Genomic DNA, 16,078 nt, shown 5'->3' with positions numbered 1-16,078 from the left:
GCCATCGACGTGAGCGGGAATCGAGCGTGACCGAGCATGCGGTGACCTTCGAGGCCGAGGCGCCCCTCGAACGTCGGGTGGCGTTCGTGCTCCTCGACTCCGCCCTGCCGCAGCTCGACCACCTGTTCGACTACGCGGTGCCCGAGGAGTTGGTGGCTCACCTGCGCGTGGGGCAGCGTGTGCGTGTGCCCTTCCGCTCGCAGAGCCGGCGCAGCCACGGCTACATTGTCGCGTTCGCCGAACACAGCGAGTTCGGCGGTGAACTGCAGCCGATCGCCGAGATCGTGGGCCCGGTTCCCGTGCTCACGCCCGAGCTGTATCGGCTCGCGCGAGCGGTGGCGGATCGGGCCGGGGGCAGCGCCGGCGACATCATTCGGCTCGCGATTCCCCCGCGCATGGTGCGGGCAGAGAAGCAACACCTTGCGGGTACCGCGCCAGATCCGGGGAACGACAGTCTGCCGTTTGATCCTCACCCGGAGGAGGAAGAGCTGGCCCAGCTCCTGGGCGAGGGCGGACGGGTTGCCGTGACACCCTCGCACGGACCCGCGCGCCTGGGCACGGGCGAATGGGTCGGTGGTTGGGCGGTCACCGTGGCGAGGGCCGCCCTTGCCGTGCACGCGAGTGGGCGCAGCGCGATCGTCGTGGCTCCTGACTATCGAGACGTGGATCAGGTGCGTGACGCCCTGGAGTCGTTCGGGCATCGAGGTGTCGTGCGCGTCGACTCCAGGCAGTCGGGCAGCGAGAGATACGCCGGGTTTCTCCGAGCGCTCGATCCGGTGCCGCGAATCATCCTCGGCAACCGGTCGGCGGTGTATGCCCCCGCCTATCAGCTCGGCGCGCTGCTGATATGGGACGACGGAGACCCGGTTCTCGCCGAGCACCTGACGCCGTACGTGCATGCCCGCGACGCGGCGCTTCTGCGCGCCGAGCAGAGCGGGGCGGGGTTGTATTTCGCGAGTCATTCCCGCAGCGCCGAAGTGCAGCGGCTCGTCGAGATCGGTTATCTTCAGGCCGAAAACCTGCCCCCCCTGCGCACCCGCGTGGTCGCCGCCGATCAACTGAGATCCCCCGAGAACTTTCCCGGCAGGGTGCCCGAGTTTGCCGCAAAAGAGTTGCGGGAGGGGCTGAAACTGGGGCCGGTGCTCGTGCAGGTCGCCACCCCCGGGTACGCGCCCATTGCGGTGTGCGCCGACTGCGGCGACCTCGCCCGCTGCCTGAAGTGCGCCGGGCCCATCGGGTTTCGCGACGGCTCAAGCCGCGGGGCGTGCCGGTGGTGCGGCGAGCAGGCCGTCGGCTGGCGCTGCCGGAGCTGCACAGGTTCGCGCTTCGAGATGCGTGGCGCGGGTTCGGCGCGCACCGCCGAACAGTTCGAACGCCAGTTCGAGGGTGTGCGCGTCATCCTCAGTGACGGCGACCACCCGCACGAGCGCGTGGATTCCAGGCCCGCGATCGTGGTGGCCACCCGGGGTGCCGAGCCGATCGCGGCGGGGGGATACCGCGCGGTGGTGCTGCTCGATGTCGAACGACTGCTTGGGATCGAGTCGCTTCGTGCCGGTGAAGACTGTCTGCGCTGGTGGCTGAACGCGGCGGCTCTGGCCGCACCCGACGCCCGGTGCGTGGTCGCCTCGGGGGGAGGCCCGGTCGTGCGGGCCTTGGTGACCGGCCGCACGGAGGATTGGCTTCGGTCCGAGCTGCGCGATCGGAGAGCGCTGCGCTACCCGCCCGCGGTGCGCGTCGCGAGCGTGACGGGGGGGCCGAACGAGGTGGATCGGGCCCTCAAGGCACTGGGCGAGCTGGGTGGTGTCGACGTGCTCGGGCCCACCCCCGCGGGCGACGGGTTGGTGCGCGCCATCGTGCGCTTCGACTACGGTCACGGGGCCGAGGTGGCAAAGCGCCTGCGCGGCGCGCTCGTGGCAGATGCAGCGGGCGCGTCGTCTCGGGTGGCCGGTCGCCGCCCCGGGCGGGCGCGTCCCGAGGCGCTGCGGATCCGCTTCGACGACCGTGGCGTATTCGACTCGTGAGCGGCTGCGAGAATAGACGCATGCGCATTGTGTTTGCCGGTACCCCTGAGTTTGCCGTTCCGAGCCTCAGAGCGCTCGTCGCGTCGGGGCACGAGATCGTCGGTGTGCTCACCCGCGAAGACGCGCCCCTCGGGCGCAAGCGCGTCCTCACCCCGTCGCCGGTGGCGGTGGCTGCCAAAGAACTCGGCATCCCGGTATTTCGGGCCAACACGCTTTCCGACGAGGCGACCGCCTGGGTGCGCGCACTCACTCCAGACCTGGGGGTGATCGTCGCCTACGGCGGGCTTGTCCGCGAGCCGCTCCTCTCGCTGCCCGTTCTCGGGTGGATCAACCTGCACTTCAGTGAGCTTCCACGCTGGCGCGGTGCAGCGCCCGTGCAGCGCGCCCTGCAGGCTGGCGAGCAACGGCTCGGGGTGAGCGTCTTTCGGCTCGTCGAGGCACTTGACGCGGGCGATATTCTGACGCGTGACTCACGGGAATTCCCGCCCGGCACCTCCGCGGGGCAGGCGCTGACCGAACTTGCAGATTTTGGAACCCGAGCGCTGCTCGAAGCGATCGACCTGCTGCAGAGCGACGAGGCCGCCGGCGAACCACAAACGGGCGAGGCGACATACGCGCAGAAACTCCGCCGCGAAGACGGCGCGCTTGATCTCACTCTGCCCGCGGCGCAGGTGCTCGCTCACTGGGCAGGCATGACTCCCGAACCGGGAGCGTACGTGAGTTTCGACGGAGCGACCCTGAAGGTGATCGAACTGCTGCCCGTCGACTCCGAGGCTGCCCCGCCCGATGCCCATCCAGCTTCCGAGATCGCTCCTGCAACGGTTCGGCTGGTTTCCGGCGTGGCGGTGCTCACGCTCCCAGGGGGCACCCTCGAACTCGCCCGTGTGCAACCCGCCGGGAAGCCTGCGATGACGGGTGCCGACTGGTTACGTGGCCGCGGCGGAGAGGCGGTGCTCTCATGAGCGAATCTCGCAACAGGCTGCCGGAGCGTTCGGGAGGGCAGCGGCCGCGCCGCGACACCCGTCCACAACGCGCGAACATCTCAGCCGCGCGACTGGTTGCCTACGACGTGCTCCGCGACGTGGAAGAGCGGGACTCCTACGCGAATCTGGCACTTCCGGCCCGGATCCGTGAGGCGAGGCTTGATCCGCGAGATGCGGGACTCGCCACCGAGCTCGTCGCCGGCACCCTGCGCGGACAGGGTCGATATGACCGCATCATCGAGCTTGCCTCGGGGCGTGCCATTGACCAGGTTGATGCGCGAACACGCAACGTGCTGCGTCTCGGGGTGCATCAGCTACTGAGCATGCGTACCGCCGCGCACGCCGCGGTGAACGAGAGCGTCGAACTGCAGCGGCGCGTGGGCAACGTGAGCGCCGCCGGCTTTGTGAACGGTGTGCTCCGCAGCGTGGGCCGCGCGACCCCCGAAGAGTGGGAGGCGCGCATCACTGAATCCGCGAAGAATGCTGACGACGCACTCGCTACCCGCACGTCACACCCGGCCTGGGTGCTCCGCGCGTTTCGCGACGCGCTGCGTGCCGAGGGTCGGGAACAAGAGCTCGAAGAGCTGCTGGAGGCCGATAACCAGCCGCCCCGGGTGAGTCTGGCTATGCTCCCTGGCTCCGGCATCGATGACGATACCGCTGAGGCGCTCGGCGGTGAATACGGGGTCAACGCTGCCGGGCCGTCGCCCCTGGGTCTGGAACTCGACGGGGGCGACCCGATGCACGCGATCGCCGCGCTCGATCTGCCCGCTGGGTATGCGCGCGTGCAAGATCAGGGTTCCCAACTCGCCGCACTCGCGCTGTCGCGCGCGCGGGAGGCGACACCCGGCGAACTCTGGCTCGATCTGTGCGCGGGGCCCGGAGGAAAGACCGCCGTTCTCGGCGCCGAGGCTCAGCTGGTCGGTGCGACGGTGCGGGCGAACGAGGTGTCCGAGCACCGCGCGGAGCTCGTGCGCCGCTCGATCGAAGCGTCGACCGACACGGTTCAGGTGGTGTCTCACGACGGGCGCGACGATGCTGCTTTCCACACGGCCGACGGTTCCGATCTGTTCGATCGTATCCTGGTCGATGCCCCCTGTTCGGGGCTGGGTGCCCTGCGACGGAGGCCCGAGGCGCGCTGGCGGAAGCAGCCGAGCGATCTGCCTGGTCTCACCACTTTGCAGGGGCAGCTCCTCGATGCGGCCATCGAGCACCTGGCACCCGGCGGTCTGCTGGCCTACGTCACCTGCTCCCCGCACCTGGCAGAGACCCGGGTCGCCCTTGACTCGGCACTGAAGCGACACCCCGAGGTGCGAGAAATAGACGCACGGGCCGCGGTGAACGCGGCGGCGCGTGATCCACTTGACTTGGCGGGGGAATCGCTCAGTGCGCAGCTGTGGCCACACCGACACGGCACCGACGCGATGTTCATCGCGCTGGTCGAGCGACCGGCGTAGTCACCAGCTGGGCGGTTACCAGATGCTCGGCGCGTGGGCCCGTGTCGACGGGAGCCGAGTCGACTGGCCCCATGCGAGCACGTCTTCGGGAACAGTGAATTCGGCGGATCCTGCACCCGTCTTCTCGATGAGCTCTGCCACCGGAACGACCCCGCCCGACCGTTTCAGGATCCGTCCCCGCACGATCGCCCGGGAGTAGACCTCGGGCACGCCCTGTCCGTCGGGGCGCACGAATCGCTGCTCGATATACACCGCCTGATCGTCGAAACCGAGAATGCGTGACTCCACCTCGAACTTCATCCACGGGTTCAGAGATTTTCGATACGAGATGGTTTGTCCGACCACCACCGGGTACCAGCCCTCTTGCCGAAACATATCGACGAGCCCGGCGGCCTGCATCAGCGTGAACCGCCCGATGTCCATAATCGAGAGGTATTTACCGTTGTTCATGTGACGCAGAATGTCGAGGTCGGTGGGCCAGACGCGAAAGGACGAGACCGACACCCCATCGACCGGGATTCGAGGTGACCGACGCCCGTGAAAGAAATAGTGCAGGAGGGTGCGGGGGAGCATGTGCATGTCATGCACCATACATCCTCGCCGCGATCTCGACGTGTAGACTGCTTGGGTTACTCTGCACCCAATGCGAAAGCGAGCACATGGCAACCTCGAACGACATCAAGAACGGTACCGTCATCAAAGAAGGCGGCAACCTGTGGAGCGTCATCGAGTTCCAGCACGTCAAGCCGGGCAAGGGCGGCGCGTTCGTGCGCACCAAGCAGAAGAACGTGGTGTCGGGCAAGATCATTGACAAGACCTACAACGCGGGTGCCAAGATCGAGACCGCAATGGTGGATCGCCGCGACTTCCAGTACCTCTACCAAGATGGCACCGATTTCGTCTTCATGGATCAGCAGGACTACGACCAGGTGACCGTCTCTGGTGCCGTCGTCGGTGACGCGAAGAATTTCATGCTGGAGAGCCAGCAGGTGCAGATCGCGCTGCACGAGGGCGAGCCGCTGTACATCGAGCTTCCAGCTTCCGTCGTGCTCGAGATCACCTACACTGAGCCCGGACTGCAGGGCGACCGCTCGACCGGCGGCACCAAGCCCGCAACCGTCGAGACCGGCGCCGAAATTCAGGTGCCGCTGTTTCTTGAGGTAGGCACCCGGGTGAAGGTGGACACCCGCACGGGTGACTACCTTGGCCGCGTGAACGACTAGTCGCCGGCGTGAGTGCACGAACAAAGGCTCGCAAGCGCGCCCTCGACATGCTGTTCCAGGCGGACGTGCGCGGGGAATCCCTGTCGCAGATCGTGGCCGCTGAGGCGAAGCGGGCCGCGAGCGAACCCGATCGCATGGAATCGTGGCTGTATGCACGCGAGATCGTCGACGGGGTGGAAGACCACCGCGAGGAGATCGATGAGCTCATCGCGAGCTACGCGCAGGGCTGGACCATCGATCGAATGCCGCACGTAGATCGTGCGCTGCTCCGACTCTCGTCGTGGGAGATTCTCCATAACGACGAGGTGCCCACTGCCGTGGCGATCGATGAGGCCGTCGAACTGGCAAAGGAATACTCCACCGAAGATTCCGGCCGTTTTGTGAACGGCGTGCTTGGTCGCATCGCCCAGCACCGAGGGTAATCTTCAGAGATGCTCCGGCCCCCAGAACATCGGAGCGCAACGAATTGAGCGTCGGCCGTGCGTGAGTCAGATGCCTTCGCGGCTGACTGCACCGCAGAATCCACGGTCTCGACCGAGTCGCAGGCGTGACCTGCTAACCTGGAGTCATATAGAAATCCTTTAATGCCGTCCAGTGAGGCGGGGAAGGAGTCACTTCATCGTGCGCACTCTGCTGCAGGCCTCGGAGATCTCTCGGGCGTTGATCCGGATCTCCCACGAGATCATTGAGGCGAACAAAGGTTCCGGTGGTCTGGTCATTGTCGGTATCCCCACCCGCGGGGCGATTCTCGCCCGTCGCATCGCCGAGAATATTTCTCGGATTGAGGGCACCGAGGTGCCTGCCTTCACCCTTGATGTCACGATGTATCGCGACGACCTTGCGAAACATCCCACGCGCGTGCCCCAACCGACGGTCATGCCGCCGGATGGCATCGATGGTGCAACCGTGGTGCTGGTTGACGACGTGCTCTTTTCCGGCCGCACCGTTCGCGCGGCGCTTGACGCGCTGAACGATCACGGTCGGCCCAGGGCGGTGCGTCTTGCCGCGTTGATTGATCGGGGTCATCGGGAACTGCCGATTCGCGCCGATTACATTGGAAAGAACCTTCCGAGCGCAAAGAACGAGCGCATCTCGGTGCGACTTGTCGAACAAGATGATGCAGACGAGGTCACTATCTCTGCCGAGGGTGAGCGTGAAGAACGATGAGGCATCTCCTCGACACGCGCACACTCGCGCGGGAAGACGCGCTGCGAATTCTTGACACGGCCGAGGATATGGCTGCCACTCAGCAGCGCGAGGTGCGGAAGCTTCCCACCCTTCGCGGCAAGACGGTGGTGAACCTGTTCTATGAAGACAGCACGCGCACGCGCATCTCATTCGAGGCGGCAGCAAAGCGACTGAGCGCCGACGTGATCAATTTCAGCGCCAAGGGCTCATCGGTGAGCAAGGGCGAGTCGTTGAAAGACACCGCACAGACCCTTCAGGCCATCGGCGCAGACGGTGTCGTGATCCGCCACCCAGCGAGCGGGGCACCCGAGAGACTCGCCCGCAGCGGGTGGATCGAGGCGGGCGTCTTGAATGCTGGCGACGGCACGCACGAACACCCCACGCAGGCGCTTCTCGATGCTTTCACCATGCGCAGGCGCCTGTTCGGCGAGGCAGCCAGTCGTGGCCGCGATCTCGACGGCATGTCGGTGGTGATCGTCGGCGACCTCGCGCACTCGCGGGTGGCGCGCAGCAACCTGTGGCTCCTCAACACACTGCGCGCGAACGTCACGTTCGTCGCGCCCGAGACGCTGCAGCCCTACGGCGCTCGAGATTGGCCGGTAACGGTCCGGCACTCGCTCGACGAGGCGATCCGCGAAGACCGGCCCGATGTGATCATGATGCTGCGTATTCAGAGTGAGCGAATGCACGCTGCATTTTTTCCCAACGAGCGCGAGTACGCTCGAAACTGGGGCCTCGACGACGCGCGGCTTGCGCAATTGCCTGAGCGTGCGTTGGTGATGCATCCGGGACCGATGAATCGGGGCCTCGAGATCTCCTCGGCCGCGGCCGATAGCGACCGTTCGACAGTGCTTGAGCAGGTCGCGAACGGTGTCTCGGTGCGCATGGCGGCCCTGTATCTTCTACTTTCCGGCGAGCGAACGGAGCACGCATGACCCAGAATCCAGGCCTTCTGATCCGAGGGGCGCGGCTCGCTGCCGACCTCACCGAACGCGGCGCCGATATTTCGGCCGCTGATGCGGTGGATCTGCGCATCGCCGACGGGCGCATTGTCGAGCGCGGTGCCGGGTTACAGGCACGTGAGGGCGAGCGTGTCATCGACGCTGCGGGCCTCGTCGCCTTTACCGGCTTCGTCGACCTCCATACGCATCTGCGTGAGCCCGGTTTCGAACAGAGCGAGACGGTGTTGACCGGCACCCGGGCGGCCGCGGCTGGCGGCTTCACGAGCGTCTTCGCGATGGCCAACACGCTGCCGGTTGCCGACACCGCCGGTGTGGTTGAGCAGGTGCAGGCGCTGGGCGATGCCGCCGGCTACGCGACCGTGCGCCCGATCGGCGCGGTCACTGAAGACCTGGCGGGGGAGCGACTCAGCGAGATCGGTGCGATGGCGCAGTCGCGCGCCGCGGTGCGTGTGTTCTCTGACGACGGCAAGTGCGTGCACGATTCACTGCTGATGCGCCGTGCGCTCGAATACGTGAAGACGTTTGATGGCGTGATCGCCCAGCATGCGCAGGATCCGCGACTCACCGAGGCTGCCCAGATGAATGAGGGCGCACTCTCGAGCGAACTCGGGCTGAAGGGCTGGCCCGCGGTCGCGGAAGAGTCGATCATCGCCCGCGACGTTTTGCTCGCCGAGCACATCGGCTCACGGCTGCATATTTGCCACCTCTCGACAGCGGGATCCGTTGAGGTGGTGCGTTGGGCGAAGGCCCGCGGCGTGCAGGTCACGGCCGAGGTGACGCCTCACCACCTGCTGCTCACCGAAGAACTGGTACGCAGCTTTGACCCGCGCTACAAGGTCAACCCACCGCTGCGTCGCGACGCTGACGTGCAGGCACTGCGTCAAGCGGTTGCCGACGGCGTGATCGATATTGTGGCGACCGATCACGCTCCGCACCCGACCGAGGCGAAGGAATGCGAGTGGGATGCTGCCGCGTTTGGCATGGTGGGGCTCGAGTCGGCCTTTCCGATCGCACTGCAGACCCTCGTACAGGGCGGCTATGCAAGCTTCGCCGAGGTTGAAGGCCTGCTGTCGCAGACACCGGCACAGATCGGTGGGCTCCTGGGCCATCCGTCATCGCTGTCAGTGGATCAGCCGGCCGACCTGGTGCTCGTCGATCCGAGCGGCACCAGCGTCTTTGATACCCAGCGACTCCAGGGACGCAGCATGAACTCGCCATATCTCGGCATGGAGCTGCCGGGCCTCGTGCACACCACGGTGCGCCGCGGGTACCTCACGCTCGACTCGGGCGTTGTCGTCGACGTCGAGGTCGTCGCCGCTGCGGCACGTGCCGCGAACGCCGTGCAGGGTGCGGTGCCTGCATCCGTAGACGGAGGCACGCGATGAATCGCCCGCTGTTTGCTCTGATTTTCGCCCTCATCGTTGTTCTCGCATTCGCCCTCATGTGGTGGGGATGGCGCGCGCGCGCGAAGCGTGACGCGGGGGTCGTGGGCGCCCAGGTGGCACCCGGCGGCGCCCGTCTCGCGGTCTTCACCCTGGTGACCTACGTTTCGACCACGCCAGCGGGTGAGCCCCTCGTGCGGGTGTCGGCACCCGGCCTGCGCTATCGCGGCCGGGCCGAGGTATCGGTCTTCGAGGGTGGCGTCACGATCGAGGTCACCGGTGAGATCCCGGTGCACATTCCACTCTCTCAGCTGCGCGGGAGCGGATCCGCTGGTGTTCGCGTCGGCAAGGCCGTCGAACGAGGAGGACTTGCCCTGCTCCGCTGGGAGGCAGACGGTCGTGAACTTGAATCCAGCTTTCGTTTCGACCACGCTGCCGAACAGCGCCAATTCACCGAGGCGATCGACGCACTCTCGAGCGGCGAACCTCACACAGACTTCACTCACATCACTCAGGAGGATGCTCGATGACCACCACCGCGAATCCCGCGATCACAGCGCCGCCGGCGAGCGCCATTCCCGATGGGCCCGCCGTTCTCGTGCTGGAGGATGGCACACGCTTTGAGGGTCGCGCATACGGTGCGACCGGACAGACGCTCGGTGAGGCCGTGTTCTCCACCGGTATGACCGGGTACCAGGAAACCCTCACCGACCCGTCATACGCGGGGCAGATTGTGCTGATGACCGCACCCCACATTGGCAACACCGGGGTGAATGACACCGACATGGAGTCGCGCAAGATCTGGGTATCCGGGTTCATCGTGCGCGATCCCGCCCGACGCGTGTCGAACTTCCGTGCACAGCGGTCGCTCGACGAAGAACTCGTGAACGATGGTGTGGTCGGGATCTCCGGTGTCGACACCCGGGCTATCACCCGTCACATCCGCTCGGCGGGTGCCATGCGGGCTGGGGTGTTCTCGGGGGAGGCGCACGCGCTCTCGGCCGATGAGCAACTCACGCGTGTTCGCGAACAACCGAGTATGGCGGGCAAGAACCTGTCGGAGCAGGTCACCACCCCGAAGCGCTACGACCTGGCAGCTGACACGGCCGTCGAACGCGTCGGCACCATCGTGGTGCTCGACCTCGGCGTGAAACGAGCGACCGTCACGTACCTTTCCGAGCACGGCTTTGATGTGGCCGTGGTGCCCGCGTCAACCACGCTTGAGGAGATCCGGGCGATTGCTCCCGATGCCATCTTCTACTCCAACGGCCCGGGAGACCCGGCCGCGAGCGATCGCCAGGTCGAACTTTTGCGCGAACTGCTGCGCGACGGGATCCCATACTTTGGCATCTGTTTCGGCAATCAGCTCCTCGGTCGGGCGCTCGGCTACGACACCTACAAGCTGCCGTTCGGGCACCGCGGAATCAACCAGCCCGTGCTCGATCGTGCCACCGGAAAAGTGGAAATTACCGCCCAGAACCACGGGTTCGCGGTCGATGCGCCGGTCGATGCTGAGAGCGATTCGCCCGCCGGCTTCGGCCGGGTGCGGGTCAGCCACATCAGCCTGAACGATCAGGTGGTCGAGGGGCTCGAGTGCCTCGACATCCCCGCCTTCTCGGTGCAATACCACCCCGAGGCCGCCGCCGGCCCGCACGATGCCTTCTACCTCTTCAACCGATTCCGCGAGCTCGTTCTGGAGCGCGCGACCGGCACCTCGACCCAGGGAGCCCCCGCACATGCCTAAGCGTTCAGACATCAACTCCGTACTCGTCATCGGCTCGGGTCCGATCGTGATCGGCCAGGCCTGCGAGTTCGACTACTCGGGCACCCAGGCGTGCCGCGTGCTCCGCGAGGAGGGCGTGCGCGTCATCCTGGTGAACTCGAACCCGGCGACCATCATGACCGACCCCGATTTCGCCGATGCGACCTACGTCGAGCCCATCACCCCCGAGGTGATCGAGAGCATCATTCAGAAGGAGAAGCCCGACGCGATCCTCCCGACGCTCGGTGGCCAGACCGCGCTGAACGCCGCCATCGCGCTGCACGAACAGGGCATTCTCGAGAAGTACGGCGTCGAACTCATCGGAGCGAAGGTCGAGGCGATCAAGCGCGGTGAGGATCGCCAGATTTTCAAGGATCTGGTCATCGAATCGGGCGCGGAGGTCGCGAAGTCGTACATCGCGCACACGCTCGACGAGGCTAAGGAGTTCGCGAAAGACCTTGGGTACCCGCTCGTGGTGCGCCCGTCGTTCACGATGGGTGGCCTGGGATCGGGCTTTGCCTACACCGAGGAAGACCTGGTCCGCATTGCTGGCGATGGCCTGCACTACAGCCCCACGACCGAGGTGCTGCTCGAGGAATCGATTCTCGGGTGGAAGGAATACGAGCTCGAGCTCATGCGCGACCAGGCCGACAATACGGTGGTCGTGTGTTCGATCGAAAATGTGGATCCGGTCGGCGTGCACACGGGTGACTCGATCACCGTGGCACCCGCACTGACCCTCACCGATCGCGAGTACCAGAAGCTGCGCGACATCGGCATCGACATCATTCGCCGGGTGGGCGTCGACACGGGCGGTTGTAACATCCAATACGCGGTGGACCCCGCGACCGGTCGCATCATCGTCATCGAAATGAACCCGCGGGTGTCGCGTTCGTCGGCGCTTGCCTCCAAGGCCACCGGCTTCCCGATTGCGAAGATCGCCGCGAAGCTGGCACTGGGGTACCGCCTCGACGAGATCCAGAACGACATCACGCAGGTGACGCCCGCGAGCTTCGAGCCGAGCATCGACTATGTCGTGGTGAAGGCTCCTCGTTTCGCGTTCGAGAAGTTCCCCGCTGCCGACGACACCCTCACGACCACCATGAAGTCGGTGGGCGAGGCGATGGCGATTGGGCGCAACTTCACCACTGCCCTGCAGAAGTCCCTGCGCTCGCTCGAGAAGCGCGGCAGCTCCTTCCACTGGGACGAGCAGCCGCGATCGGTCGAGGATCTGCTCGAGACGATGAAGCGGCCCACCGATGGCCGCATCGTCGATGTGCAGCAGGCGTTGCGTCTTGGCGCGACCATCGAGCAGGTGTTTGCTTCTACCGCGATCGACCCATGGTTCCTTGACCAGATCGTGCTCATCAACGAGGTCGCCGAGCAGCTGCGTACCGCACCGCAGCTCACCGTTGAGGTGCTGCGCGAAGCGAAGGAGCACGGCTTCTCCGATGCGCAGATTGCCGCGATCCGCGGAATCTCGGAGTCAGAGGTGCGGGGCCACCGCCACGGACTCGGTCTGCGCCCGGTCTTCAAGACGGTCGATACCTGTGCTGGCGAGTTCCCTGCCCTCACGCCGTACCACTACTCCTCCTACGACTTCGAGACCGAGGTCGCGCCGTCGGATCGGAAGAAGATCGTGATCCTCGGCTCGGGCCCGAACCGCATCGGGCAGGGCATTGAGTTTGATTACTCGTGCGTTCACGCCTCGTTCGCGCTGTCCGAGGCCGGGTACGAGACCATCATGGTCAACTGCAACCCCGAGACCGTGTCGACCGACTACGACACCTCAGATCGACTCTATTTCGAGCCGCTCACGCTCGAAGACGTGCTCGAGATCATCCATGCCGAGCAAGCGAGTGGCGAACTCGTCGGTGTCGTCGTGCAGCTCGGCGGGCAGACGGCTCTCGGGCTCGCGCAGCCCCTGAAGGATGCCGGCATTCCGATCCTCGGCACCACGCCCGAGGCGATCGACCTCGCCGAGGAACGCGGCGCGTTCTCGGAGATTCTCGATCGTGCCGGCCTACTCGCACCGCGCAACGGCACTGCGACCGACGAGGAGGGCGCAATCCGCATCGCCGAGGAAATTGGCTACCCGGTGCTCGTGCGCCCCTCGTTCGTGCTCGGCGGCCGTGGCATGGAGATCGTCTACGACAGCGAGTCGCTTCGTGGATACTTCGCGCGGATCGAGGGCCACGCCCTCGTCGGACCCGGTCACCCACTTCTGGTTGATCGCTTCCTCGATGATGCCATCGAGATCGACGTCGACGCGATTTACGACGGCGAGCAACTCTATGTCGGCGGTGTGATGGAACACATCGAGGAGGCCGGCGTGCACTCCGGAGATTCCAGCTGCACCCTGCCACCAATCACCCTCGGACACGATCAGATTTCGAAGGTGCGCGACGCGACGCTCGGGATCGCCGAGGGGCTGGGCGTGCGTGGCCTGCTGAACGTGCAGTTCGCTATCGGACAGGGAGTTCTGTACGTGCTCGAGGCAAACCCTCGGGCCTCGCGTACCGTTCCGTTCGTGTCAAAGGCGTTGGGGATCCCGTTGGCGAAGGCGGCCTCACGCGTGATGGCAGGCGAGACCATTCAGCAACTCATCGATGCGGGCCTGCTGCCCGAGCGTGATGGCTCACGTGCGCCGATCGACGCGCCGATCGCGGTCAAGGAAGCGGTGCTTCCTTTCAAGCGCTTCCGCACCCACGAGGGGCTTGTCGTCGACTCGCTGCTCGGGCCCGAGATGCGTTCCACGGGCGAGGTCATGGGCATGGATCGCGATTTCCCGCGCGCCTTTGCGAAGAGCCAGGCGGCCGCCGGCAGCCCGCTTCCGACCTCGGGCACGGTGTTCATCTCGGTCGCGGATCGCGACAAGCGCGCCGTGGTGCTTCCCGCACTCCGTCTGCAAGAGCTGGGCTACCGTCTCGTCGCGACTCAGGGCACGCAGGTGGTGCTCGCGCGTAACGGCATCACAAGCGAGACCGTGCTGAAGCACTCCCAACACGAGTCGGGCGTAACAATTGTGGATCTCATCAATCGCGGCGAGATCGACATGATCGTGAACACGCCGTCGGGCAGCTCCGCGCGCGCCGACGGGTATGAGATTCGTGCGGCCGCAGTGGCTGCAGACAAGCCGATCTTCACCACGATCTCTGAGGTCTCGGCCGCGGTGGGTGCCATCTCCGCTCAGGTGGGCACCTTCGACGTGAAGTCGCTGCAGGAGTACCAAATCGATCGTGATGCCGCTCGATCGGCAGCCGCGCAGTGATCTCATCGTTCGGGAGTCGGCTGGCCGCGGAGTTTGCGGCGAGCCGACACCTGTGCGCCGGAATTGACCCGCACGCGCCACTGCTCGACGACTGGGGACTCGCTGACGACGCGGCTGGTGCCGAGCGCATGGGCCGCGAGGTGGTCGCGGCTTCGGTCGGTGTTGCCGCCTGTGTGAAGCCACAAGTCGCGTTCTTTGAGCGATTTGGCAGCGCCGGGTTCGTGGCCCTCGAACGGGTGCTCGATGATGCCAGGGCTGCCGGGCTGCTCGTGGTAGCCGACGTCAAACGCGGTGACATCGGCTCAAGCTTCGCTGCGTACGCTGATGCCTGGCTTGCCCCCGGCTCGCCGCTGGAGGCGGATGCAATGACCGTCACCGCCTACCAGGGGTTCGGTACGCTCGACGGCGCCCTGAGATACGTGCGCGAACACGGCAAGGGCCTGTTTGTGCTCGCGGCCACCTCAAACCTGGAAGCCCGTGTTGTACAGCGCGCGGTGCGTGCAGACGGTCAGTCGGTCGCCGCGGCAATGGTCGCCGATGCTGACGCACTCAACCGTCAGGTGTACACAGAAGACGTCGTCGGTTCGATCGGCGTGGTGCTCGGCGCGACCCTGAACCTCGCAGATTTCGGGATCGATGCGGGGGAGCGGCAAGCGGAAGCGCGGGCCTCGAACCCCAAGCTCCCGGTGCTCGCACCCGGTTTCGGCCATCAGGGTGCTCGGATCGAGGACGCCGGAGAGATCTTCGGCGCACTCGGCGGCGCGCTTCTCGCGAACGAGTCGCGCAGCATTCTGAGCGGCGGCGCTTCCGGCCTCGCCGCCCGGGTCCGTGCGCGGGCCGAGGCAATCGGCGCTGCACTGGCACAATCGGACTAGGGGATCGGAGGCCACCGATCCACAAGGGAGACACGATGAGTGAATACACACCTGCGGAGCGGCCAGCGATGCCGGAGGTCGATCGGCTTGCGGCGAACCGGGCAGCGGTGGCGGCGAGGCGGGCGCGGGCAGATCTCAAGCATCGCCTGCGCAGCGGCGAGCTTTCCCCGCTGAAGGCGCTGAACGACTCCGCGAATCCCGAACTTCCAGAGGCGACTCTCCGCGTCTCCGAGTACCTACAGACCTTTCCTGCGGTGGGGGAGACGAAGACACTGCGGGCGCTCGACGAGCTCGGAATTTCACCGCGGAAGCGACTCGGCGGGCTGGGCAGACAGCAGCGGCAGCGGCTTGAGGAGTTCGTTCGCGTGCGATCGGGGCTAGACGAGACCCCTGGCCGTCCGCCGCTCACGGTGCTCGCTGGCCCGACCGCAGTGGGCAAGGGAACTGTTGCTGCGTACGTGCGTGAGCACTATCCGGAGGTGCGTCACTCGGTATCTGTCACCACACGACCGCCGAGGCCAGGCGAGCGCCATGGCGTGCACTACTTCTTCATCACCGACGAAGAGTTCGACCGGATGCTGGCTGCGAGCGATCTTCTCGAGTGGGCGACGGTGCACAACCGGTACCGCTACGGCACCCCGCGCGGACCGGTGCTGGAGGCAGCCATTCAGGGTGAGCCGATGCTGCTTGAGATCGATCTTCAGGGTGCGAGGCAGGTTCGTGCGAGCATGCCTGGTGCGCGGCTCGTGTTTCTCGCGCCGCCCAGCTGGGAAGAACTCGTGCATCGGCTCGTCGGCCGCGGTACCGAGGGCCCGGAGGAGCGCGAACGGCGGCTCGAGACCGCGAGGGTCGAGTTGGCTGCGGCGAGCGAATTTGACGAAGTGATTGTGAACGACGAGGTTGATCTCGCGGCCCTCCACCTCATCAACCTAATGCTCGAGCGTGACTAGGGGG

Annotated in this window: 14 protein-coding genes; 13 read left to right on the top strand and 1 reads right to left on the bottom strand. The window is 65.9% G+C overall.

Translation table 11 applies throughout. The annotated features are described in order from the left end of the window. Positions 1 to 26 precede the first annotated feature (26 nt). The 3 genes from ACR0R4_RS06040 to ACR0R4_RS06030 are packed head-to-tail and all read left to right on the top strand — an operon-like array spanning position 27 to position 4,461. Positions 27 to 2,021, top strand: coding sequence for a primosomal protein N' family DNA-binding protein (locus ACR0R4_RS06040; protein ID WP_433646453.1), 1,995 nt, complete (start codon positions 27 to 29; stop codon positions 2,019 to 2,021). 20 nt (positions 2,022 to 2,041) lie between these two features. Continuing rightward, positions 2,042 to 2,983 (top strand): methionyl-tRNA formyltransferase, encoded by a 942-nt coding sequence (gene fmt / locus ACR0R4_RS06035; protein WP_433646452.1) that lies wholly within the window; start codon positions 2,042 to 2,044, stop codon positions 2,981 to 2,983. After that, on the top strand, positions 2,980 to 4,461 hold the full coding sequence (locus ACR0R4_RS06030; protein ID WP_433646451.1) for an RsmB/NOP family class I SAM-dependent RNA methyltransferase: 1,482 nt from the start codon (positions 2,980 to 2,982) through the stop codon (positions 4,459 to 4,461). Before fmt ends, ACR0R4_RS06030 begins: the two co-directional genes overlap by 4 nt. A 15-nt stretch (positions 4,462 to 4,476) precedes the next feature. Here ACR0R4_RS06030 and ACR0R4_RS06025 read toward each other — a convergent pair whose 3' ends face one another. Beyond that, positions 4,477 to 5,040: a thioesterase family protein gene (locus ACR0R4_RS06025; protein WP_433646523.1), complete on the bottom strand. Its 564-nt coding sequence runs from the start codon at positions 5,038 to 5,040 to the stop codon at positions 4,477 to 4,479. 80 nt (positions 5,041 to 5,120) lie between these two features. Between ACR0R4_RS06025 and efp the strand changes: the two genes are divergently transcribed. The 10 genes from efp to gmk all read left to right on the top strand — a co-directional run bounded on the left by efp (position 5,121) and on the right by gmk (position 16,074). Further along, on the top strand, positions 5,121 to 5,684 hold the full coding sequence (efp, locus tag ACR0R4_RS06020) for an elongation factor P (RefSeq protein ID WP_433646450.1): 564 nt from the start codon (positions 5,121 to 5,123) through the stop codon (positions 5,682 to 5,684). Between the two features lie 8 nt (positions 5,685 to 5,692). Next, the gene (gene nusB / locus ACR0R4_RS06015) at positions 5,693 to 6,106 is read left to right on the top strand and encodes a transcription antitermination factor NusB (protein WP_433646449.1); all 414 of its coding nucleotides are present in this window, start codon (positions 5,693 to 5,695) and stop codon (positions 6,104 to 6,106) included. 199 nt (positions 6,107 to 6,305) lie between these two features. Then, positions 6,306 to 6,851, top strand: coding sequence for a bifunctional pyr operon transcriptional regulator/uracil phosphoribosyltransferase PyrR (gene pyrR / locus ACR0R4_RS06010; protein WP_433646448.1), 546 nt, complete (start codon positions 6,306 to 6,308; stop codon positions 6,849 to 6,851). Next, positions 6,848 to 7,807: an aspartate carbamoyltransferase catalytic subunit gene (locus ACR0R4_RS06005; protein ID WP_433646447.1), complete on the top strand. Its 960-nt coding sequence runs from the start codon at positions 6,848 to 6,850 to the stop codon at positions 7,805 to 7,807. Before pyrR ends, ACR0R4_RS06005 begins: the two co-directional genes overlap by 4 nt. Beyond that, complete coding sequence (locus ACR0R4_RS06000; RefSeq protein WP_433646446.1) at positions 7,804 to 9,219, top strand: dihydroorotase; 1,416 nt, start codon at positions 7,804 to 7,806, stop codon at positions 9,217 to 9,219. The genes ACR0R4_RS06005 and ACR0R4_RS06000 overlap by 4 nt, the downstream gene beginning before the upstream one ends. Continuing rightward, complete coding sequence (locus ACR0R4_RS05995) at positions 9,216 to 9,746, top strand: PH-like domain-containing protein (protein ID WP_433646445.1); 531 nt, start codon at positions 9,216 to 9,218, stop codon at positions 9,744 to 9,746. The genes ACR0R4_RS06000 and ACR0R4_RS05995 overlap by 4 nt, the downstream gene beginning before the upstream one ends. Beyond that, entirely contained in the window at positions 9,743 to 10,960 is a 1,218-nt protein-coding gene (gene carA, locus ACR0R4_RS05990) for a glutamine-hydrolyzing carbamoyl-phosphate synthase small subunit (protein ID WP_433646444.1), read from the top strand. The genes ACR0R4_RS05995 and carA overlap by 4 nt, the downstream gene beginning before the upstream one ends. Beyond that, on the top strand, positions 10,953 to 14,249 hold the full coding sequence (gene carB, locus ACR0R4_RS05985; RefSeq protein WP_433646443.1) for a carbamoyl-phosphate synthase large subunit: 3,297 nt from the start codon (positions 10,953 to 10,955) through the stop codon (positions 14,247 to 14,249). Before carA ends, carB begins: the two co-directional genes overlap by 8 nt. Then, the gene (pyrF, locus tag ACR0R4_RS05980) at positions 14,246 to 15,124 is read left to right on the top strand and encodes an orotidine-5'-phosphate decarboxylase (RefSeq protein ID WP_433646442.1); all 879 of its coding nucleotides are present in this window, start codon (positions 14,246 to 14,248) and stop codon (positions 15,122 to 15,124) included. The genes carB and pyrF overlap by 4 nt, the downstream gene beginning before the upstream one ends. Before the next feature lie 35 nt (positions 15,125 to 15,159). Continuing rightward, the gene (gene gmk, locus ACR0R4_RS05975) at positions 15,160 to 16,074 is read left to right on the top strand and encodes a guanylate kinase (RefSeq protein WP_433646441.1); all 915 of its coding nucleotides are present in this window, start codon (positions 15,160 to 15,162) and stop codon (positions 16,072 to 16,074) included. Positions 16,075 to 16,078: the final 4 nt, after the last annotated feature.

Origin of the sequence: Leucobacter fengyongliangi (genome assembly GCF_050971685.1) — a bacterium.
GTDB lineage: Bacteria > Actinomycetota > Actinomycetes > Actinomycetales > Microbacteriaceae > Leucobacter.
Note: the sequence above shows the minus strand (reverse complement) of the source record. Positions and strands in the feature narration are given on the sequence as shown.